Here is a 14,848-nt window from a genome sequence, read left to right as displayed (position 1 = left end):
CGGGCCGCGCCATCGCTCAGGGCTTCACGCCGGCCCCGGCAAGACCGTGCAGCGTCGCGCGGTCGAACGGCTCGTCCGGCTCCGGGGGCCGCCAGTGCGGAAGCGACACGATACCCGGCTCCACCAGGTCGAACCCGGCGAAGAACGGGCGCAGTTCGGCCCTGCTGCGCATCACGAGCGGCGTCGGAGTCCGCGCGTAGACGTCCTGCACGGCCCGCTGCCCTTCCGGCGCGGGACCGTGGTCGAGCGTGGCGTGCGTGAGCACCAGGACGCTGCCGGGGGCGAGGGCGTCCCGCAGCGCCGCGATCACCTCGGCGGGGCGGTCCGCGTCGGACAGGAAGTGCACGACGGCGACCAGGAGCAGCGCCACCGGCCGTGCGAAGTCCAGGCGCCGCACCTCCCGGTCGCGCAGCAGGCCGACCGGGTCGCGCAGGTCCGCGGCGGCCACCGAGGTGTGCGGGTCGTCCGCGAGGGCGGCCCGGCCGTGCGCCACCGCCACCGGATCGTTGTCCACGTACACGACACGTGCCCGCGACTGCCCGGCCCGCACCACCTCATGGGTGCTTCCGAAGGTCGGAATGCCCGAGCCGATGTCCAGGAACTGCGTGATTCCGAGCTCAAGCGCGAACCGCACCGCACGCTGCAGCACCGCCCGGTTGGCCCGGGCGATCGCCCGGGCGCCCGGCAGGTGCCGCAGCGCGTCCCGGGCCGCCTCCCTGTCGACGGCGAAGTTGTGCGAGCCGCCGAGCAGGCAGTCGTAGATGCGGGCCGCGTTGGCCCGGGTGATGTCAACGCTGCGCGGGGCCAGGACGGGTCGGTCGGTCACGGCGGTGTCCCTCCGGGTCGTTCGTCGTGCGCGCTGCCGACGACCCTACTGACCACCGCCGCCCCGCGGGTACCTGACGGTGGCCCAGGACCGGCACCCCCGGCCCTGAGCCGCGCGTTCCCGCCTCAGCCCCGCGTCACCGTACGTGCCGCGTTGTACCCCTCGGTCCGCAGGGCAGGGCGGCCCGAGCGCAGCGCCGCCGCGGGCCACGACAGCGTCACCGTCCGCGACTCACCGGGCAGCAGCCACAGGTAGTTGTCGCCGTACAGCGTCGGCAGGACCCGCTCGCCGCTGCGCGCGTCGAGCAGCGAGAGCCGCACCATCGCAACCGAAGGCCGCACCCCGGTTGTGCACCACGGCGGTCACCTCCCCGTGCTCGCCCGCGGCCCGCCGCGCCTGCCCGAGAGACGCAAAGACCGTCGCACGCCCGGCGCGGCCAAGCGCCTTCATGTCGGCCGGGTCGCGGTAGCGCCAGTACGTATTGCGCGACAGCACCCTGCCCCGCGCGTCCTTGAGCGTCAGCCGTAGTGGGTGCAGGGCGGGCAGCCCGCCGGCCCAGCCCACGCTGAAGGAGGGCGCCGTGCGGCCGCCGCGACATCCACCGTCCCGGTCTGCGCGGCCCCCAGCGCGCGCCCCGCGAGGTCGTAGAGCCGCGCCGTCGCCCGCGCGCCCTTCAGCGCGGTCGGCGTGTGATGGACCGCGAGGACCCGCCACTCCTGCGGGTCCGCCTGCACATGGTGCGGCTCGCACGCCGAACGCGCCCCGTAGTACGTGCCGTTGGCATCGAAGTCGTATTCGTACGTCTGCCACACCGTGCTGTGCCACGCGGGGTGCGACATCCACAGCATCAGGCCGCTCGCGTCCTTCCACAGGTTCGCGTTCCACGCCTCGAACATCGCGCGTGTGTTCTCCTGTCAAGACCCGGCACAGAAAGGCCCCCTGGGCAGCACTGGGTCAGGACCGGCCCGGACGACGGCGCGGCGCGGGCCGCGCGGGCGCCGCCGCGGCGGCGCCCCCGGCTCAGCCGCCGTGGCGCCCGCCCGTCTCCGCCGCGACCCACGCGTCGAACGTCTCGGTGCCCCGTGGGTTCTCCTCGCGGGGCAGCAGCGCGCCGCCCGCCATGGCGCGTCCAACAGCCCCCGGTGCGCGGACCGGCAGGACCGGGCGGCGGCCGCCGCGTGCGCGCTGCAGCTGCCTGACCATGGCGCTCATCTCGCGGACCTCGGGTCCCGCGAACTCAGGCGCGTACCCGAGCGGGTCCCCGAGGGCGAGCCGGACGAGCTCGTCGGCGACCTCGCGCACGGCGACCGGCCTGCACCGCATGCGGGGCGCGAGGACGAGCGGCCCGCCGAGGGCCAGCATCTGGGCCGCGAACTCGTGGAACTGGGTCGTCCGCAGGATCGTGTACGGCACCCCGCCGCCGCGCACCAGCTCCTCCTGGCGGCGCTTGCCCGCGTAGTACCCGAGGCCGACCCGGTCGATCCCGACGATGGAGAGCACCACGTGGTGGCCGATCCCCGCGGCCTCCCCGGCGCGCAGCAGGTGCTCGGCCGCCGCCCCGAAGAACGCCACGGACTTCGACCTGTTCGTGGTGGTGACATTGCTCGCGTCGATGACGCGCGACACGCCGTCGAGCGCGGCGGTCAGGCCCCTGCCCGTGGTCAGGTCCACCCCGGCGGACCTGGAGAGCACTCTCGGCTCGTGCCCGGCCGCGGAGACGGCGGCCACCACGAGCTTGCCCGCCCAGCCGGTCCCGCCGGCGACTGCGATACGCATGACATGTGCCTTTCGGATACGTCGGTGATTCGGCCCCCGCGCAAGGGACGGCGTACCCGTACGGGATGTGACACGGCGCGGCCGGACGGATGGCACGCCCCGGGCGGACGTCACAGTCCGGCGCCCCGCGCCGTCCCGTGGGCATGACCGTCTCCGCACGCCGCGTGCTGCTCCTCGTCCTCGCCGCCCTCGGGGCCTACACCGGGGGCTGGGCGTACTTCCTGACCGGCTCCTGGTACCGCTCGTTCCCCGGCTTCGGCCTGAGCTGGCTGCCCGTGCTCGGCCCGTACAACGAACACCTCGCCAAGGACACCGGCGCGCTCTACCTGGCGCTCGCGGCCCTGAGCTGCTGCGCGGCCCGGTGGGCCGGCGACCGGCGGCTGACCGCGGTGACGGTCCTGACCTGGCTGGTCTTCAGCGTGCCGCACCTCGTCCACCACCTGCGGCACCTGGACATGTACGGCACGACCGACCAGGTGCTGAACGGCGTCGTCCTCGGCTTCTTCGCCGCGGCGGCGGCCGCCCTCGCCGTCCCCGCCCCCTGCGCGGTACGCGCACGGCCGCGCCCCCGCCGGTGAGGCCCGCGCGTGGGACGGGCGCGGGCGCCGGGCGGGGGCGCGGCCGGATCACCGGCGAGGGCGGCGGCGTCAGCCCATCGCCGCCGACATCCTCGCCGCCCACTGCCACGGCGCGGCCGTGCCGCCCGGGTCGGAGTTGAAGTACTCCCAGCCGGCCACACCGCCGAAGTCCGCGTACTTCGCCGCGAGCGAGGAGACGGTGGCGGTCAGTGTGTCCATGGGCACATAGCCGCTGCCGCAGTTCGCCGCGTTGGTGAGGGTGCCCGCCACCACCTTGGACGCGGGCACGACGCCGTGCTGGATGATCCCGTCGTAGCCACTGGTGCCGGAGAGGCTGCCCCATCCGCAGTAGAACTGCGTGTTGAACCAGCTGATCGACGAGGCCCGGTCGCGGTAGAGGGCGTCGTAGCTGAACCCGGAGAGGTTGCCGCCGCCGTTCAGCGCGGTCGCGACGGGCGCGAGCGTCACGGTGAACCCGGTGCCGAAGTCGGTGTGCAGCTGGTCGATGAGGCGTTCCACGCCACCCAGGGACATCGACTCCTCGACATCGAGGTCGACCCCGTCGAGGTGGTGTGTCGTGATGACGTTCTTCAACTTCGGATAGTACGTGCCGAAGTCGCTGTCGAGGCGCTGGAAGCTGCCCTGGGCGGCGCCTCCCACCATGCCCTCGACGCGGACACCCTTGGCCTGCATCGCCGACAGGTCGCTCCACATCTGGTCGAACCTCGCGTTGTCGGGCGAGTCGTCGTTGAGGGCGACGCTGCCGTCTCCGTTGAGGTGGATGGCGCCGACGACGACGTCGGTGACGCCCGTGTTGTTGTCGGTCATCGCGCGCGGGGAGACGTAGGTGCCGCCGTTGAACTGCGTCTGGTAGTAGACGACGACCCTTTTGCTCGCCGCCGCGTGCGGCGCCGCACCCGCGGGGGCGGAGGCCGCCAGCGGGGCGCCGAGGCCGACGGCGGCCACCAGCGCGAACGTACGGAACAGGCTTCTGATGCGCATCAACCGCTCCTTCGTGGAGCCGCGGTGCGGGGGACGACCGCGGTTGGGGGGCTCCTCAGGTATGAAAGCGCCGTTCCGGCACACCCCACAAGGCCGCGTGGCCCGCCGGCCCGTACGCGTACGCGGGCCGGGGCGGGCTGCCCGCGCCAGCGCGGGCCGGTCACGGCCCCGTGGCACGCCACGGGGCCGTGACCGGGGAGGAAGTCCCGTGTGGCGACGCGGTGTTCACCGCGCGGCGCCGCGCGCCCTCAGCAGGTCCCGAGGTCCTGCCAGACGCCCCACTCGCCTGTGGTCCCCGGCTGCTCGCCGGTCGTCCACCACTTGGCCTTCCAGGTGTGCCCGCCGTACGACACCGTGTCACCGCCGACGTACACCGCCGACGGCTGCCACGCGGTGGCCGGGCACGACCCGCCGCCGGGCGGAGTGGTGCTGTTGCCGCCGCCGTTGAACGGCTCGAAGGTGTGGCTGAACTGCCAGGTGCTCTGGGCCGTGCCGGAGCAGGAGTCGGAGCCGCCCTGCCCGGGGCAGTTGCCGTTGTCGCGCTGGAGCGCCCACAGGGAGAGCGTGTTGACGCCCTTGGCGACCGCCCAGTCGTAGACGGTGGCGGCGTTGGCCGTGGTGAAGGTCTCCGGGGCGCCGAAGTCGTCGATGCCGGGCATCTCCGTGACGCCGACCATGTTCCACAGCTGCGCGTCGCTCTTGGCCGGGTAGAGCGCGGCCAGTTCGTCGTGCAGGCCCTGGGCGGCGGTCTCGGTGTCCGCGGCCATGTCGTGCGCGGCGTTGTCGTAGTAGTCGAACGTCATCAGGTTCACGACGTCGAGTCGCACACCGTTCGACACGGCGTTCTTCAGGACGGACAGGCCGCTGCCGTCGCCCGCGGTGCCGTCGGTCAGTCCGTGGGTGGTGGTGGGCAGCGTGTAGGAGAACTGCACGGGGCGGTTGTCGGCCGCGGCCCAGTCCTGCACCATCTTCACGGCCTTGTTGCGCCGGTCGATGCCCGCGGCGTTCTTCAGCGAGTTGTCCTCGATGTCGAGGTCGATGCGGCTCACGTCGTAGGTCGTGATGACCTTCTCGTACGCGGCCGCGATCGGCGACACGTCGGTGCAACTGTCGGCGATCTCGGTGCCGCCGTTGTCGGCCGCGTAGCCGCCGAAGGACGGAATGACGTCGCCGCCGCCCGCCTGGATCGTGTCGATGTCGGAGCCGAACGTCGACTGGGCGACCGGCATGCCGCTGTCACCGTTCCAGTACGGCGTGCAGGAGCCGGCGGACGCGGTCTGGAGGAACGCCATCGTCAGGTACTTGTTGCCGGACTTTGCGGCGAGTTGGGCCGGGCTGTCGCCGGTGTACGCCTCGAAGTAGGGGGCGAACAGGTGCGAGGGCGGGGCCGTGGCCGCCTGGGCGGTACCGGTGCCGGTCACCGCCAATCCCAGCGCGGCGGCACCGGTGGCGAGGGCGGCGAGGAGAGTGCGGGCGGGTCTGCGAACGGGTCCTGGCATGGACCGTTCTCCCTTCATAGGGGACCGGAAGGGTTAATGGTCTGGACCATTAATCGCCCTGCTGGGCCCCCTGTCAAGGGCCCGCGCCACGACCGGGCTCCCGACTCCGCGCCACGGCACGCCGGTTGACGGGGCCGCGCGCCTCAGGCGGCAGGGGACCAGCCGAGCGCGGGCCCGAGCCGTGTGGCGATGTCGGTGAGGATCTGCACGTAGTCCTCGTGCTCGAAGGCGAACGGCAGCGCGAACGCCACCTCGTCGACCTCGCGGAACGCGGGCTGCGCGGAGAGCCGTTCGGCGATCTGCTCCGACGTGCCCACCAGGTCGGGCGCGAACAGCATGCGGGCGGGGCCCTGGGGGGCCGCGGTCCGCGGCAGCCGCTGCCGTGCGTACGCCTCGTACTTGGCGCGCTGCCCGGGGCTCGCGGAGTCGGTGGGCACCACGACGAGGCCCTGCGAGACCCGCGCGCGCTCGCCGTCCGGGTGGTGCGCGCGGAACTCCCGCACGTGGGAGAGCTGGATCGCCGCGAAGTCCTCGGACTCCTCGGCCCGTACGACGCTGCTCGTCAGGAAGTTCATGCGCTGCTCGCCGGCCCACCGCGCGGAGCGAAGGCTCGCGCCGCCGTACCACATGCGCCGCCCGAGCCCGGGGGAGTGCGGCTCCACGCGGTCCGAGTACGACTCGAACCCCTCCGTGCCCCGGAAGTCGGTCACCCGCTCACCCCGCACCAGGCCGAGCAGCCGGCTCACCCGCTCGTAGCCGAAGTCCTCGGCCTCGGAGGTGTCCGGGTACAGGGCGTGCCGCACGCGGTCGAAGTGCATGGGCGGACCGACGCTCACCCCGGGGTTGAGGCGGCCGCCCGACAGGATGTCCACGGTCGCCAGGTCCTCCGCGAGGCGCAGCGGGTTCTCCCAGCCCAACGGGATGACGGCGGTGCCCAGTTCGATCCTCGACGTGCGCTGTGTGGCCGCCGCGAGCACGGCCACGGGCGACGAGATGCCGTACTGGAGGTGGCGGTGGCGCACCCATGCGCTGTCGAAGCCCAGCCGCTCGCCGAGTTCGATGACGCCGAGCGTCGACTCGTGCCCGGCGCGGGGCTCGGCCGCGTCGAACAGGCCGATGGTCAGGAACCCAAGCTTCCGCAACGGACGCGAGGACTGTGGCACGGGGGCCTCCACATGTCAGCGGCGTGTTCGCCGTACACCTGTGCTGGCCGTGATTGTGTCAGGCCCCCCGTGCCGCCCCACGGGCGCCCTCCGCGCCGTGACCAGGGAAGGCCCCGGTTCACTTCGCGCGGCGTCCGGCCGCGGCGGGCGCGCACGCGCGGTCCCCGGCCCCCGCGCAGGGCAGCGGCGACGCGCCGTGCACCGCCGCCCCCGGCCCGATCGGCACGCCGTGCGCGCGCAGCACCCCGCGCACGTCCTTGATCAGCGGGAAGGTCTCCTGGTTCCAGGCCTCGCCCTGCTCGTCCCACGCCCGCTGCTCGGCCTCGACCGCCGTCCGGTCCTGCGCGAGCACCCGCTCCGTGAAGCGGCGGATCGGCGGCCAGGCCGCGTGCAGCGCCCCCGGTACCCGCGGCTTCTCGATCATCAGCAGGCCGTACGCGTGGCTGGTGCGCTGCTCCGCGTCCTCGGGCACGTACGCCACCCAGAGCGAGAACGCGGGCAGGTCGGCCTTCTCCGGCGCCGCCTGGAGGGTGGTAGGGGGTACTGCGTACGGATCGTGATCACGTCGGGCGACGACGAGCCGCCGACGCCCTCGGCGGAGAGCAGCCCCGCGCCGCGGTCCTTGCGGCCGCCCGCCGGGGTGAACAGGTACCGGGCCTCGACGAAGTCCGTCCCGCTCTCGTAGCCGAGGAGTGTCGGCCGGATGCGCCCCAGCACGCTGCGGTGCAGGAACTGGTGGTACATGTCGAGCAGGTTCTCGTGCATGAACGAGTAGTGGCAGCGCACCGTACGCGAGAAGGTCATCGTGCGGTGCCGCGGTGGGGCGAACTGCGGCAGGTCGGGCAGCGGGGCGGTCGCCGCCTTCTCGGGGCCGCCGGGGGGAACCCACACAAGCCCGTAGCGCTCCTTCGCCGGGTGCGCCCGCACACCGCGCGGCACGTCCTTGGCGCCCTTCGGCAGGGACGGGATCTGCGAGATGCGGCCGTTGCCCCTGTACACCCGGGCGCGGCAGCAGCAACGCAGCGCCTCGCCCTCCACCACGCCCATGCTCAGCGGGACGTGGCGGTGTGCGCACCGGTCCTCCAGGGCGTACACGGTGCCGCTGCCGCCCCGGTACAGCGCGATCCGCTCGCCCGCGCAGGACGCGGCGTGCGCCCTGTCCCGCCGCACGCTGCGGGAGGTCGCCACCGGGTACCAGAAGTCGGGCGCGACACCGATCCGCCGCAGGTCCCCGCCCGCCTGCGCGGCCCGCCTCCGCCGTCCGCCCCGGGCGGCGGAGGCGGGTCCGCGGCCTGCTGTGTCCCGGTCATGCGCTTCTCCCCTGCGCTCGTCGGTGGGGGAGCGGGCGGCGCCGACGGTGGCGCGCGCGCCGGCCGTGCCGCCCGGGGGCCTGTGCGCACGCGGCCCTCCCCGCCGTCCCTCCCACCGCGCCTGGCGCCGCACGACCGGGAGCGTCCTCGCGGGTGAAGCCGCCGGGCGGGCTGTTCCTTTACCCGCCCGTGGGCCGGGAGTCTTGACATGTGCGCGTCCCTCGGCGGAGCATCCTGGGCCAAGCGGTTAGGAAACCTTCCTAACATCCCCCCACGCTGCGAAAGGCCGTCATGCCCGCACCCCACCGCCGACCCCTCCTCGCGCTCGGCGCCGCCCTCTGCCCCGCTCTCGCCCTCCTCGTGGCCGCCCCCACCGCCCACGCCGCCGCGGCGCCCTTCCCCGCCCAGTACGCCGCCCCCTACCTCCAGGTCGACGACAACACCGTCAAGGACATGGCGGCCGACCAGCAGGCGTCCGGCGTGAACCACTACACGCTCGCCTTCCTCACCTCCCAGTCCGGCTGCACCCTCAACTGGGAGGACGGCGGCGACCCGGTCGGCGCCCACACCACCGAGATCAACGCGCTGCGCGCCTCGGGCGGCGACGTCGCCATCTCCTTCGGCGGCGCGGGCAGCGAGGAGCTCGCCCAGACCTGCACCTCGGTCTCCGACCTCACCGCCGCCTACCAGAACGTCGTCGACACCTACGGCGCCACCCGCCTCGACTTCGACATCGAAGGCGGCGCCCTCGGCGACAGCGCCGCCAACCAGCGCCGCGACCAGGCACTCGCCGCACTCCAGCAGCAGAACCCCGACGTGCAGATCTCCTGGACCGTCGCGGTCGGCCCCGACGGCCTCCCGTCCGACGTCACCGGCATGCTCTCCGGAGCCCAGTCGGCCGGCGTCAAGACCACCCTGGTCAACATCATGACCATGGACTTCGGCGACGGCGAGAACGCCCTCGACGACGCCGAGTCCGGTGCCAACGCCGCTGTCGGACAACTCGGCTCCCTCTACGGCGGCTCCACCGCCGACAACTGGGCCCGCATGGGCCTGACACCCATCGCGGGCCAGAACGACGACGACGAGAACTTCAGCCAGTCCGACGCCGCCACCCTCGAAGCCTTCGCCGCGGACAAGGGAGTCCAGGAACTCTCGTTCTGGGAGGTCGACCAGTACGACAAGCCCACGGGCTACGCCTACTCGAAGATCTTCAACAAGATCTGACAGGACACCCGCGCGGGCCCAACCCGCCCCTGGGACCCCGCACCCGACCGGGGCGCTGCGGCGCGTCAGCCACGAGCGGCGCGCCGCAGCCGCAGCGGGGCGTACACCGCCAGCGCCGCCGCGAACGCCGCGTAGTACGCGAGGTCCGCGCCGTGCAGGGCCCGCGCCACGGGACCCTCGTACACTGACGTGTCCATGAACGGCACCGCCGCGCCGAACCCCGCCGCGAACGCCACCGCCGCAGGCCACCACGGCACCCGCACCGCCTCCTCGGCCGCCAGGTCGAGCGCCGCACCCCCGCGGGCACGGCCCCGCGCCCACCAGTCCACCGAGACCACCGCGACGAATCCCGGGATCCAGTACCCCACGAACAGCAGCACGTTCTGGAACCGCGCCGCCGTGTCCGCCGCGTGCATCCACAGCACCAGCGGGAACCCGAGAGCCGCCGCGAGCAGCGCCGCCACCGGCCGCGCGAGGCGCACCCCGACCGTCTGGAGGGCCAGCGAACCGCTGTAGTCGTTCATCGCGTTGCTGCACAGCGCCGCACACGCCACCGCGAGCAGCCCGAACGCCCCCAGCACCCCGCCCCCCAGCAGCCGGTCCACCCCGCCCGCCGTCTGGTCCGTGAACACCGAGGCACCCCACAGCCCCAGCGCCTGCACCGCCGTGAACGACACACTCACCCCGAGCAGCGTGTACCAGAACATCCGTGCACGGGACGTCGCCCGCGGCAGATAGCGGCTGAAGTCGCTCGCGTACGGCGCCCACGACAGCGAAAGACTCAACGCGACCGTGCTCGTCAGCACGAACGCGCCGAACCTGTCGGCACCGTGCACGTGCGAGACCGCCGCGGGACGCACCCCGCCCAGGAGCTCCACGGCCAGCAGCGCGAACGCCGACGCCAGCGCCAGCGTCATCACCTTCTGGAGCCGGTGGATCGCCTCGTACCCCAGCGCCCCGACGAGGCCCTGCCCCGCCATCATCACCAGCACCCCCAGCCAGAACGGCCAGCCGCACAACCGGGCCAGCGCGTCCCCGCCGAACAGGCCGACCAGCGCGTCCCACGCCACCGACGACAGCCACTGCAACACCCCCGGCACCACCACCGAGCTGCCGAACGCCAGCCGGGCCAGCGGCAATTGGCCCGCACCTGTCCTGCTTCCCCAGATACCGAGCCCCGCCACCGGCACCGCCCCGAGCACCGTCCCGACGACCACCGCCACCAGAGCGGACCCGAAGTCGAGCCCCAGCGCCGCACCGAGGGTCCCGGTGAACACCCCCGTCATCGTCAGGTTCGGCGCGAACCACACACTGAACAGGCGGGACGCGCTGCCGTACCTGTTCTCCTCGGGCACCGGCGCGATGCCCCGCGTCTCGATCCGCAGATCACCCGCCGCCGACGGCATCCGCCCCCCGAAGGCGCCGGAGCCGCCGGCCGCCCGCCCGGACAGGAACACACGTGAACGCGCCATGGAAGACATCCCTCCGCCAGTACGAGCTGGGTCAGGTTCGACGGGTGTGATCTCAGCCCCGCGGCGGGGCACCCCGTGTCCGGTGGAGTGCCACCCTAACGCCCCCCGCACCGCCCCCGGCAACCGGCCCTTCCCCGCCGCTCACCGCCCGCGCACGGCCTCCGCGCCCGCGGGCAGCGCCTCCGCGGGCAGGGCGAGGCGCGCCGCGTCGGGCGTCCCGGGCTCCGCCGTGTACAGCATGATGCGCAGATCGTCCCCGGCCGCCCGCAGCACGTCGCAGTCGAGCGTCAGCGCGCCCACCCGAGGATGGTCGACCGTCTTGCGCGACACCTCGTGCCGCCCCACCGCCCCCGACTCCCACAGCTGCGTGAACCGCTCGCTCCGCGCCCGCAGGTCCGCCACGAGCGCCCGCAGCCGCCCGTCCGCCGGATACCGGCCGACCGTGGCCCGCAGATCCGACACGAGCGCGGTCTCGAACGCCCGCCGAGCCTCGGGCGTGTGCCTGACCCGGCCCGCGGACCCCACCAGATTGCGCCAGACCGCGTTGCGCTCGTGCCCCTCCCACCCCGCCGGATCACCCATCAGCGCCGCGTACATCGGATTCGCGAGCAGCAGCGTCCACGACGCGTCGTACACCCCCACCGGCGTCCCGGAAAGCCGGTCCAGCAGCCGCCGCACACCCGGCGTCAGACACCCCGGCACGACCCCGGGCCCGGGCGGCGCCAGACCCGCCAGCCGGAACAGGTGCTCCCGCTCCGGCCCCGACAGCCGCAGCGCCCGCCCCAGCGCCTCCACCACCTGCTCGGAGGGGTGCGTGGCCCGGCCCTGTTCGAGCCGCGTCACATAGTCGGCCGACACCCCCGCAAGCAGCGCCAGCTCCTCCCTGCGCAGCCCGGCCGCCCGCCGCTGCCCCCGTACGGTCAGCCCGGCCGCCTCCGGCCCCGTCCCGTCCCGCCACCGCCGCACGGCCTGCCCGAACTCCGCACTCGCCATGCCCCCCCATCGTGCACTCCGCACCGACCGCCTGCCTGGTATCCGCAGTCCCAGGAAGACCCGTGTACTGGCACCGCACGCACCGGCCCCCGAGCCTGGAGCCATGACCACGACACTCATCACCGGAGCCAACAAGGGCCTCGGCCACGAGATCGCCCGCAGGCTCGTCGCCGAGGGCCACACCGTCTACCTCGGCAGCCGCGACCCGGAACGCGGCCGCGCCGCCGCCGAGCGGCTCGGCGCACGGCCGGTCGTCATCGACGTCACCGACGACGCGTCCGTCACCGCCGCGGCCAAGGCGATCGAGGCCGACGGCGGCCTCGACGTCCTGGTGAACAACGCGGGCATCGAAGGCACCCCCACCCCCGCGGCAGACCTCACGGCCGACCTGATGCGGCCGCTGCTGGAGACCAACGTCCTCGGTACCCTCCGCGTCACCCACGTCTGCCTGCCGCTCCTGCTGCGCTCGGCCGCCCCCGTGATCGTCAACGTGAGCAGCGGCCTCGCCTCCCTCACCGGCATCACGACGCCCGGCACCCCGGCGTACGCCTACCCCGGGGTCGCCTACCCGGCGTCCAAGACCGCCGTCAACATGCTCACCGTCCAGTACGCGAAGGCCTTCCCCGGCATCCGGATCAACGCCGTCGAACCCGGCTTCACCGCGACTGCCCTCAACGGGTTCCGCGGCACCCAGACCGTCGAGGAGGGCGCCGAGATCATCGTACGGACCGCCCTGACACCCCCCGGCGGCCCCAGCGGCGGCTACGCCGACATCAACGGTCCGATCCCCTGGTGACCCCCGCCCGCTTCCCCAGCGACCCCGGCCCGGCACCCCGAGACGCCCCGGGGCCGCCCTAGGGTGGGCACATGGCCAGGTACTTCGACGTGCACCCGCGAAACCCCCAGCGGCGCATCATCGGCAGCGTCGCCGACAGTCTCCGCTCCGGCGCCCTCGTGGCGTACCCCACGGACTCCTGCTACGCGCTCGGCAGCCGCCCCGGCAGCCGCGAGGGCATCGACCGCATCCGCTCGATCCGGGCGCTCGACGACCGGCACCACTTCACCCTGGTGTGCCAGAACTTCGCCCAGCTCGGCCAGTTCGTACGGATCGACAACGACGTCTTCCGCGCGGTCAAGGCCGCGACCCCGGGCCGCTACACCTTCATCCTCCCCGCCACCAAGGAGGTTCCACGCCGCCTCCTGCACCCCAAGAAGCGCACCGTCGGGGTCCGCATCCCCGATCACCCCGTCGCCCAGGCGCTCCTCGCCGAACTCGGCGAGCCGCTGCTGTCCAGCACCCTGCTCCTGCCGGGCGAGGAGGAGCCGATGACCCAGGGCTGGGAGATCAAGGACCGCCTCGACCACGCCCTCGACATCGTCCTCGACTCGGGCGACTGCGGTACGGAACCCACCACGGTCGTCGACTTCTCCGAAGGCGCCCCGGCCGTCCTGCGCCACGGCGCGGGCGATCCGACCCCCTTCGAGTGACCCCGCCGCGCCCGGCCCCTCGCGGGCGCGGGCGTCGCCGGCCCGGGGCACTCCTCGTAGCGTCGAAGACGAGGAGCGGGAAGGTTCATGGGCGAGGAGGCGGAGTTCCGTGGCGGAGATCCTGTTCGTACTGACCGGAGCGCGTCACTGGATGCTCAAGGACGGCCACCGGCACCCCACCGGCTACTGGGCCGAGGAGTTCACCGCCCCCTGCACCGTCCTCACCGATGCAGGCCACCGCATCACCGTCCCCGTCTGTTTGTGTGTCGAGGACCGCGGTGGGATTGTGAAGTGATTGGTGTAACTCCTGATCGGGGGGATGTGTTGGTGATCAGGATCAGTGTGAAGGAGGGCGAGTCTGTGAAGGTTTTTGTGCCGGGGTGGGCGGCGAGGGCGGGACGGCTGGTTGATTGACGGGTTGGTCGGCCGTGTTGAGGCCGGGGGTGTGTGGCTGACTGGTGTGGGTGGGCTGCTGCAGCAGCTGACCAAGCGGTTCCTGGGGGTCGCTCTGGGGGCGGGGTCACCGATCACCTCGGCTATGACAAGCACGATCCGGCAGGCAAGACCGGTGCCAACTCCCGCAACGGCAAACGCTCCAAGACCGTCCTGGCCGAGGTCGGCCCGGTAGGGATAACCGTGCCCCGTGACCGCGACGGCTCCTTCGAACCGAAGATCGTCAAGAAGCGGCAGAAGCGCCTGACCGGCGTCGACGAGGTGGTCATCTCACTCGCAGCGAAGGGCCTGACCACCGGCGAGGTCCAGGCGGATCTGGTCGAGGTCTATGGAGCCGAGGTCTCCCGCCAGACCATCTCCACGATCACCGGCAAGGTGCTCGGGGGCGTGGCCGGGTGGCAGAGTCGGTCCCTGGGCGCCGTGTGTCCGGTGGTCTTCATCGACGCGGTCCATGTGGAGGTCCGTGACGGTGCGGTCGCCAACCGGCCGATCCATGCGGCCTTGGCCGTCACGGCTGAGGGCCGGCGGGAGATCCTGGGCCTGTGGGCCGGTGACGGCGGCGAGGGCGCCGAGCACTGGCTGCACATCCTCACCGGGATCAAGAACCGTGGCGTGAACGACGTGCTCATGCTGGTCTGCGACGGGCTCAAAGGCCTGCCCGAAGCGGTGGAGACCGTCTGGCCGAGGACGATCGTGCAGACCTGCGTGGTCCGCCTGCTGCGGAGCTCTTTTTGCTATGCCGCCTGCCAGGACTGGGACAAGATCGCCAAGCTCCTCAAGCCCGTCTGTGCCGCTCCCACCGAAGAGGCCGCCCTGGACCGGTTCGCCGAGTTCGCCGATGCCTGGGGCCGGAAGTATCCGGCGATCGTGAAACTGTGGGAGAACGTGTGGGAGGAGTTCACCCTGTTCCTGCGGTTCGACACCGGGATCCGCCGCATCGTCTGCACGACGAACGCGATCGAGTCGGTCAATGCCCGCATCCGCCGAGCGGTCAAGGCCCGCGGACACTTCCCGAACGAGCAGGCTGCCCTGGAATGCGTCTACAGGGCGGTCATGTCCCT

12 protein-coding genes, 3 pseudogenes and 1 riboswitch are annotated in these 14,848 nt (G+C 72.9%); of the genes and pseudogenes, 6 read left to right on the top strand and 9 right to left on the bottom strand.

Annotation, left to right across the window (positions count from 1 at the left end):
- Positions 1-16: 16 nt before the first annotated feature.
- The 3 genes and pseudogenes from ABEA77_RS03745 to ABEA77_RS03735 form a co-directional block, all read right to left on the bottom strand.
- Positions 17-826, bottom strand: coding sequence for an SAM-dependent methyltransferase (locus ABEA77_RS03745; protein WP_345641084.1), 810 nt, complete (start codon positions 824-826; stop codon positions 17-19).
- A 125-nt stretch (positions 827-951) separates the two neighbouring features.
- Positions 952-1,737: pseudogene (locus tag ABEA77_RS03740) on the bottom strand (discoidin domain-containing protein); the annotation flags it as partial.
- 109 nt (positions 1,738-1,846) lie between these two features.
- Positions 1,847-2,602, bottom strand: coding sequence for an SDR family oxidoreductase (locus tag ABEA77_RS03735; protein ID WP_345641081.1), 756 nt, complete (start codon positions 2,600-2,602; stop codon positions 1,847-1,849).
- A gap of 143 nt (positions 2,603-2,745) precedes the next feature.
- On the opposite strand from ABEA77_RS03735, the gene ABEA77_RS03730 reads away from it, so the two are divergent.
- Positions 2,746-3,180: a hypothetical protein gene (locus ABEA77_RS03730; RefSeq protein ID WP_345641079.1), complete on the top strand. Its 435-nt coding sequence runs from the start codon at positions 2,746-2,748 to the stop codon at positions 3,178-3,180.
- 69 nt (positions 3,181-3,249) lie between these two features.
- Here ABEA77_RS03730 and ABEA77_RS03725 read toward each other — a convergent pair whose 3' ends face one another.
- The 4 genes and pseudogenes from ABEA77_RS03725 to ABEA77_RS03705 all read right to left on the bottom strand — a co-directional run bounded on the left by ABEA77_RS03725 (position 3,250) and on the right by ABEA77_RS03705 (position 8,071).
- Entirely contained in the window at positions 3,250-4,182 is a 933-nt protein-coding gene (locus tag ABEA77_RS03725; protein WP_345641076.1) for a glycoside hydrolase family 18 protein, read from the bottom strand.
- 248 nt (positions 4,183-4,430) lie between these two features.
- Positions 4,431-5,681, bottom strand: a complete 1,251-nt coding sequence (locus ABEA77_RS03720; RefSeq protein ID WP_345641073.1) for a chitinase — start codon at positions 5,679-5,681, stop codon at positions 4,431-4,433.
- A gap of 143 nt (positions 5,682-5,824) precedes the next feature.
- The gene (locus tag ABEA77_RS03715) at positions 5,825-6,844 is read right to left on the bottom strand and encodes an LLM class flavin-dependent oxidoreductase (RefSeq protein WP_345641070.1); all 1,020 of its coding nucleotides are present in this window, start codon (positions 6,842-6,844) and stop codon (positions 5,825-5,827) included.
- 118 nt (positions 6,845-6,962) lie between these two features.
- A pseudogene (locus ABEA77_RS03705) lies at positions 6,963-8,071 on the bottom strand (Rieske 2Fe-2S domain-containing protein).
- A gap of 374 nt (positions 8,072-8,445) precedes the next feature.
- Between ABEA77_RS03705 and ABEA77_RS03700 the strand changes: the two are divergent.
- Positions 8,446-9,381, top strand: a complete 936-nt coding sequence (locus ABEA77_RS03700) for a glycosyl hydrolase family 18 protein (RefSeq protein ID WP_345641063.1) — start codon at positions 8,446-8,448, stop codon at positions 9,379-9,381.
- Between the two features lie 65 nt (positions 9,382-9,446).
- On the opposite strand, the gene ABEA77_RS03695 is transcribed toward ABEA77_RS03700, so the two are convergent.
- Together ABEA77_RS03695 and ABEA77_RS03690 are read right to left on the bottom strand one after the other, a co-directional pair.
- Positions 9,447-10,853 (bottom strand): purine-cytosine permease family protein, encoded by a 1,407-nt coding sequence (locus tag ABEA77_RS03695; protein WP_345641061.1) that lies wholly within the window; start codon positions 10,851-10,853, stop codon positions 9,447-9,449.
- Positions 10,845-10,939: riboswitch (TPP riboswitch) on the bottom strand. Its footprint overlaps the gene before it by 9 nt.
- Positions 10,940-10,994: 55 nt before the next feature.
- On the bottom strand, positions 10,995-11,846 hold the full coding sequence (locus ABEA77_RS03690; protein WP_345641058.1) for a helix-turn-helix transcriptional regulator: 852 nt from the start codon (positions 11,844-11,846) through the stop codon (positions 10,995-10,997).
- Positions 11,847-11,949: 103 nt separating this feature from the next.
- Here ABEA77_RS03690 and ABEA77_RS03685 point away from each other — a divergent pair, with 103 nt between their 5' ends.
- From ABEA77_RS03685 to ABEA77_RS03670, 4 genes and pseudogenes are all read left to right on the top strand, one after another.
- On the top strand, positions 11,950-12,642 hold the full coding sequence (locus tag ABEA77_RS03685) for an SDR family NAD(P)-dependent oxidoreductase (protein WP_345641055.1): 693 nt from the start codon (positions 11,950-11,952) through the stop codon (positions 12,640-12,642).
- Positions 12,643-12,713: 71 nt separating this feature from the next.
- The gene (locus tag ABEA77_RS03680; protein ID WP_345641052.1) at positions 12,714-13,334 is read left to right on the top strand and encodes an L-threonylcarbamoyladenylate synthase; all 621 of its coding nucleotides are present in this window, start codon (positions 12,714-12,716) and stop codon (positions 13,332-13,334) included.
- A 109-nt stretch (positions 13,335-13,443) separates the two neighbouring features.
- The gene (locus tag ABEA77_RS33900) at positions 13,444-13,629 is read left to right on the top strand and encodes a hypothetical protein (RefSeq protein ID WP_425588188.1); all 186 of its coding nucleotides are present in this window, start codon (positions 13,444-13,446) and stop codon (positions 13,627-13,629) included.
- A gap of 75 nt (positions 13,630-13,704) precedes the next feature.
- A pseudogene (locus ABEA77_RS03670) lies at positions 13,705-14,848 on the top strand (IS256 family transposase); the annotation flags it as partial.

Origin of the sequence: Streptomyces tremellae, assembly GCF_039540215.1 — a bacterium.
In the GTDB taxonomy this organism is placed as follows: domain Bacteria; phylum Actinomycetota; class Actinomycetes; order Streptomycetales; family Streptomycetaceae; genus Streptomyces; species Streptomyces tremellae.
The sequence above is the reverse complement of the archived record's forward strand: the minus strand, read 5'-3'. Positions and strand labels throughout refer to the sequence as shown.

Coding starts and splice junctions, on each gene's coding strand:
- ABEA77_RS03735 (WP_345641081.1), bottom strand. CDS start 2,602: ATGCGTATCGCAGTCGCCGGCGGGACCGGCTGGGCGGGCAAGCTCGTG.
- ABEA77_RS03730 (WP_345641079.1), top strand. CDS start 2,746: ATGACCGTCTCCGCACGCCGCGTGCTGCTCCTCGTCCTCGCCGCCCTC.
- ABEA77_RS03725 (WP_345641076.1), bottom strand. CDS start 4,182: ATGCGCATCAGAAGCCTGTTCCGTACGTTCGCGCTGGTGGCCGCCGTC.
- ABEA77_RS03720 (WP_345641073.1), bottom strand. CDS start 5,681: ATGCCAGGACCCGTTCGCAGACCCGCCCGCACTCTCCTCGCCGCCCTC.
- ABEA77_RS03700 (WP_345641063.1), top strand. CDS start 8,446: ATGCCCGCACCCCACCGCCGACCCCTCCTCGCGCTCGGCGCCGCCCTC.
- ABEA77_RS03695 (WP_345641061.1), bottom strand. CDS start 10,853: ATGGCGCGTTCACGTGTGTTCCTGTCCGGGCGGGCGGCCGGCGGCTCC.
- ABEA77_RS03690 (WP_345641058.1), bottom strand. CDS start 11,846: ATGGCGAGTGCGGAGTTCGGGCAGGCCGTGCGGCGGTGGCGGGACGGG.
- ABEA77_RS03685 (WP_345641055.1), top strand. CDS start 11,950: ATGACCACGACACTCATCACCGGAGCCAACAAGGGCCTCGGCCACGAG.
- ABEA77_RS03680 (WP_345641052.1), top strand. CDS start 12,714: ATGGCCAGGTACTTCGACGTGCACCCGCGAAACCCCCAGCGGCGCATC.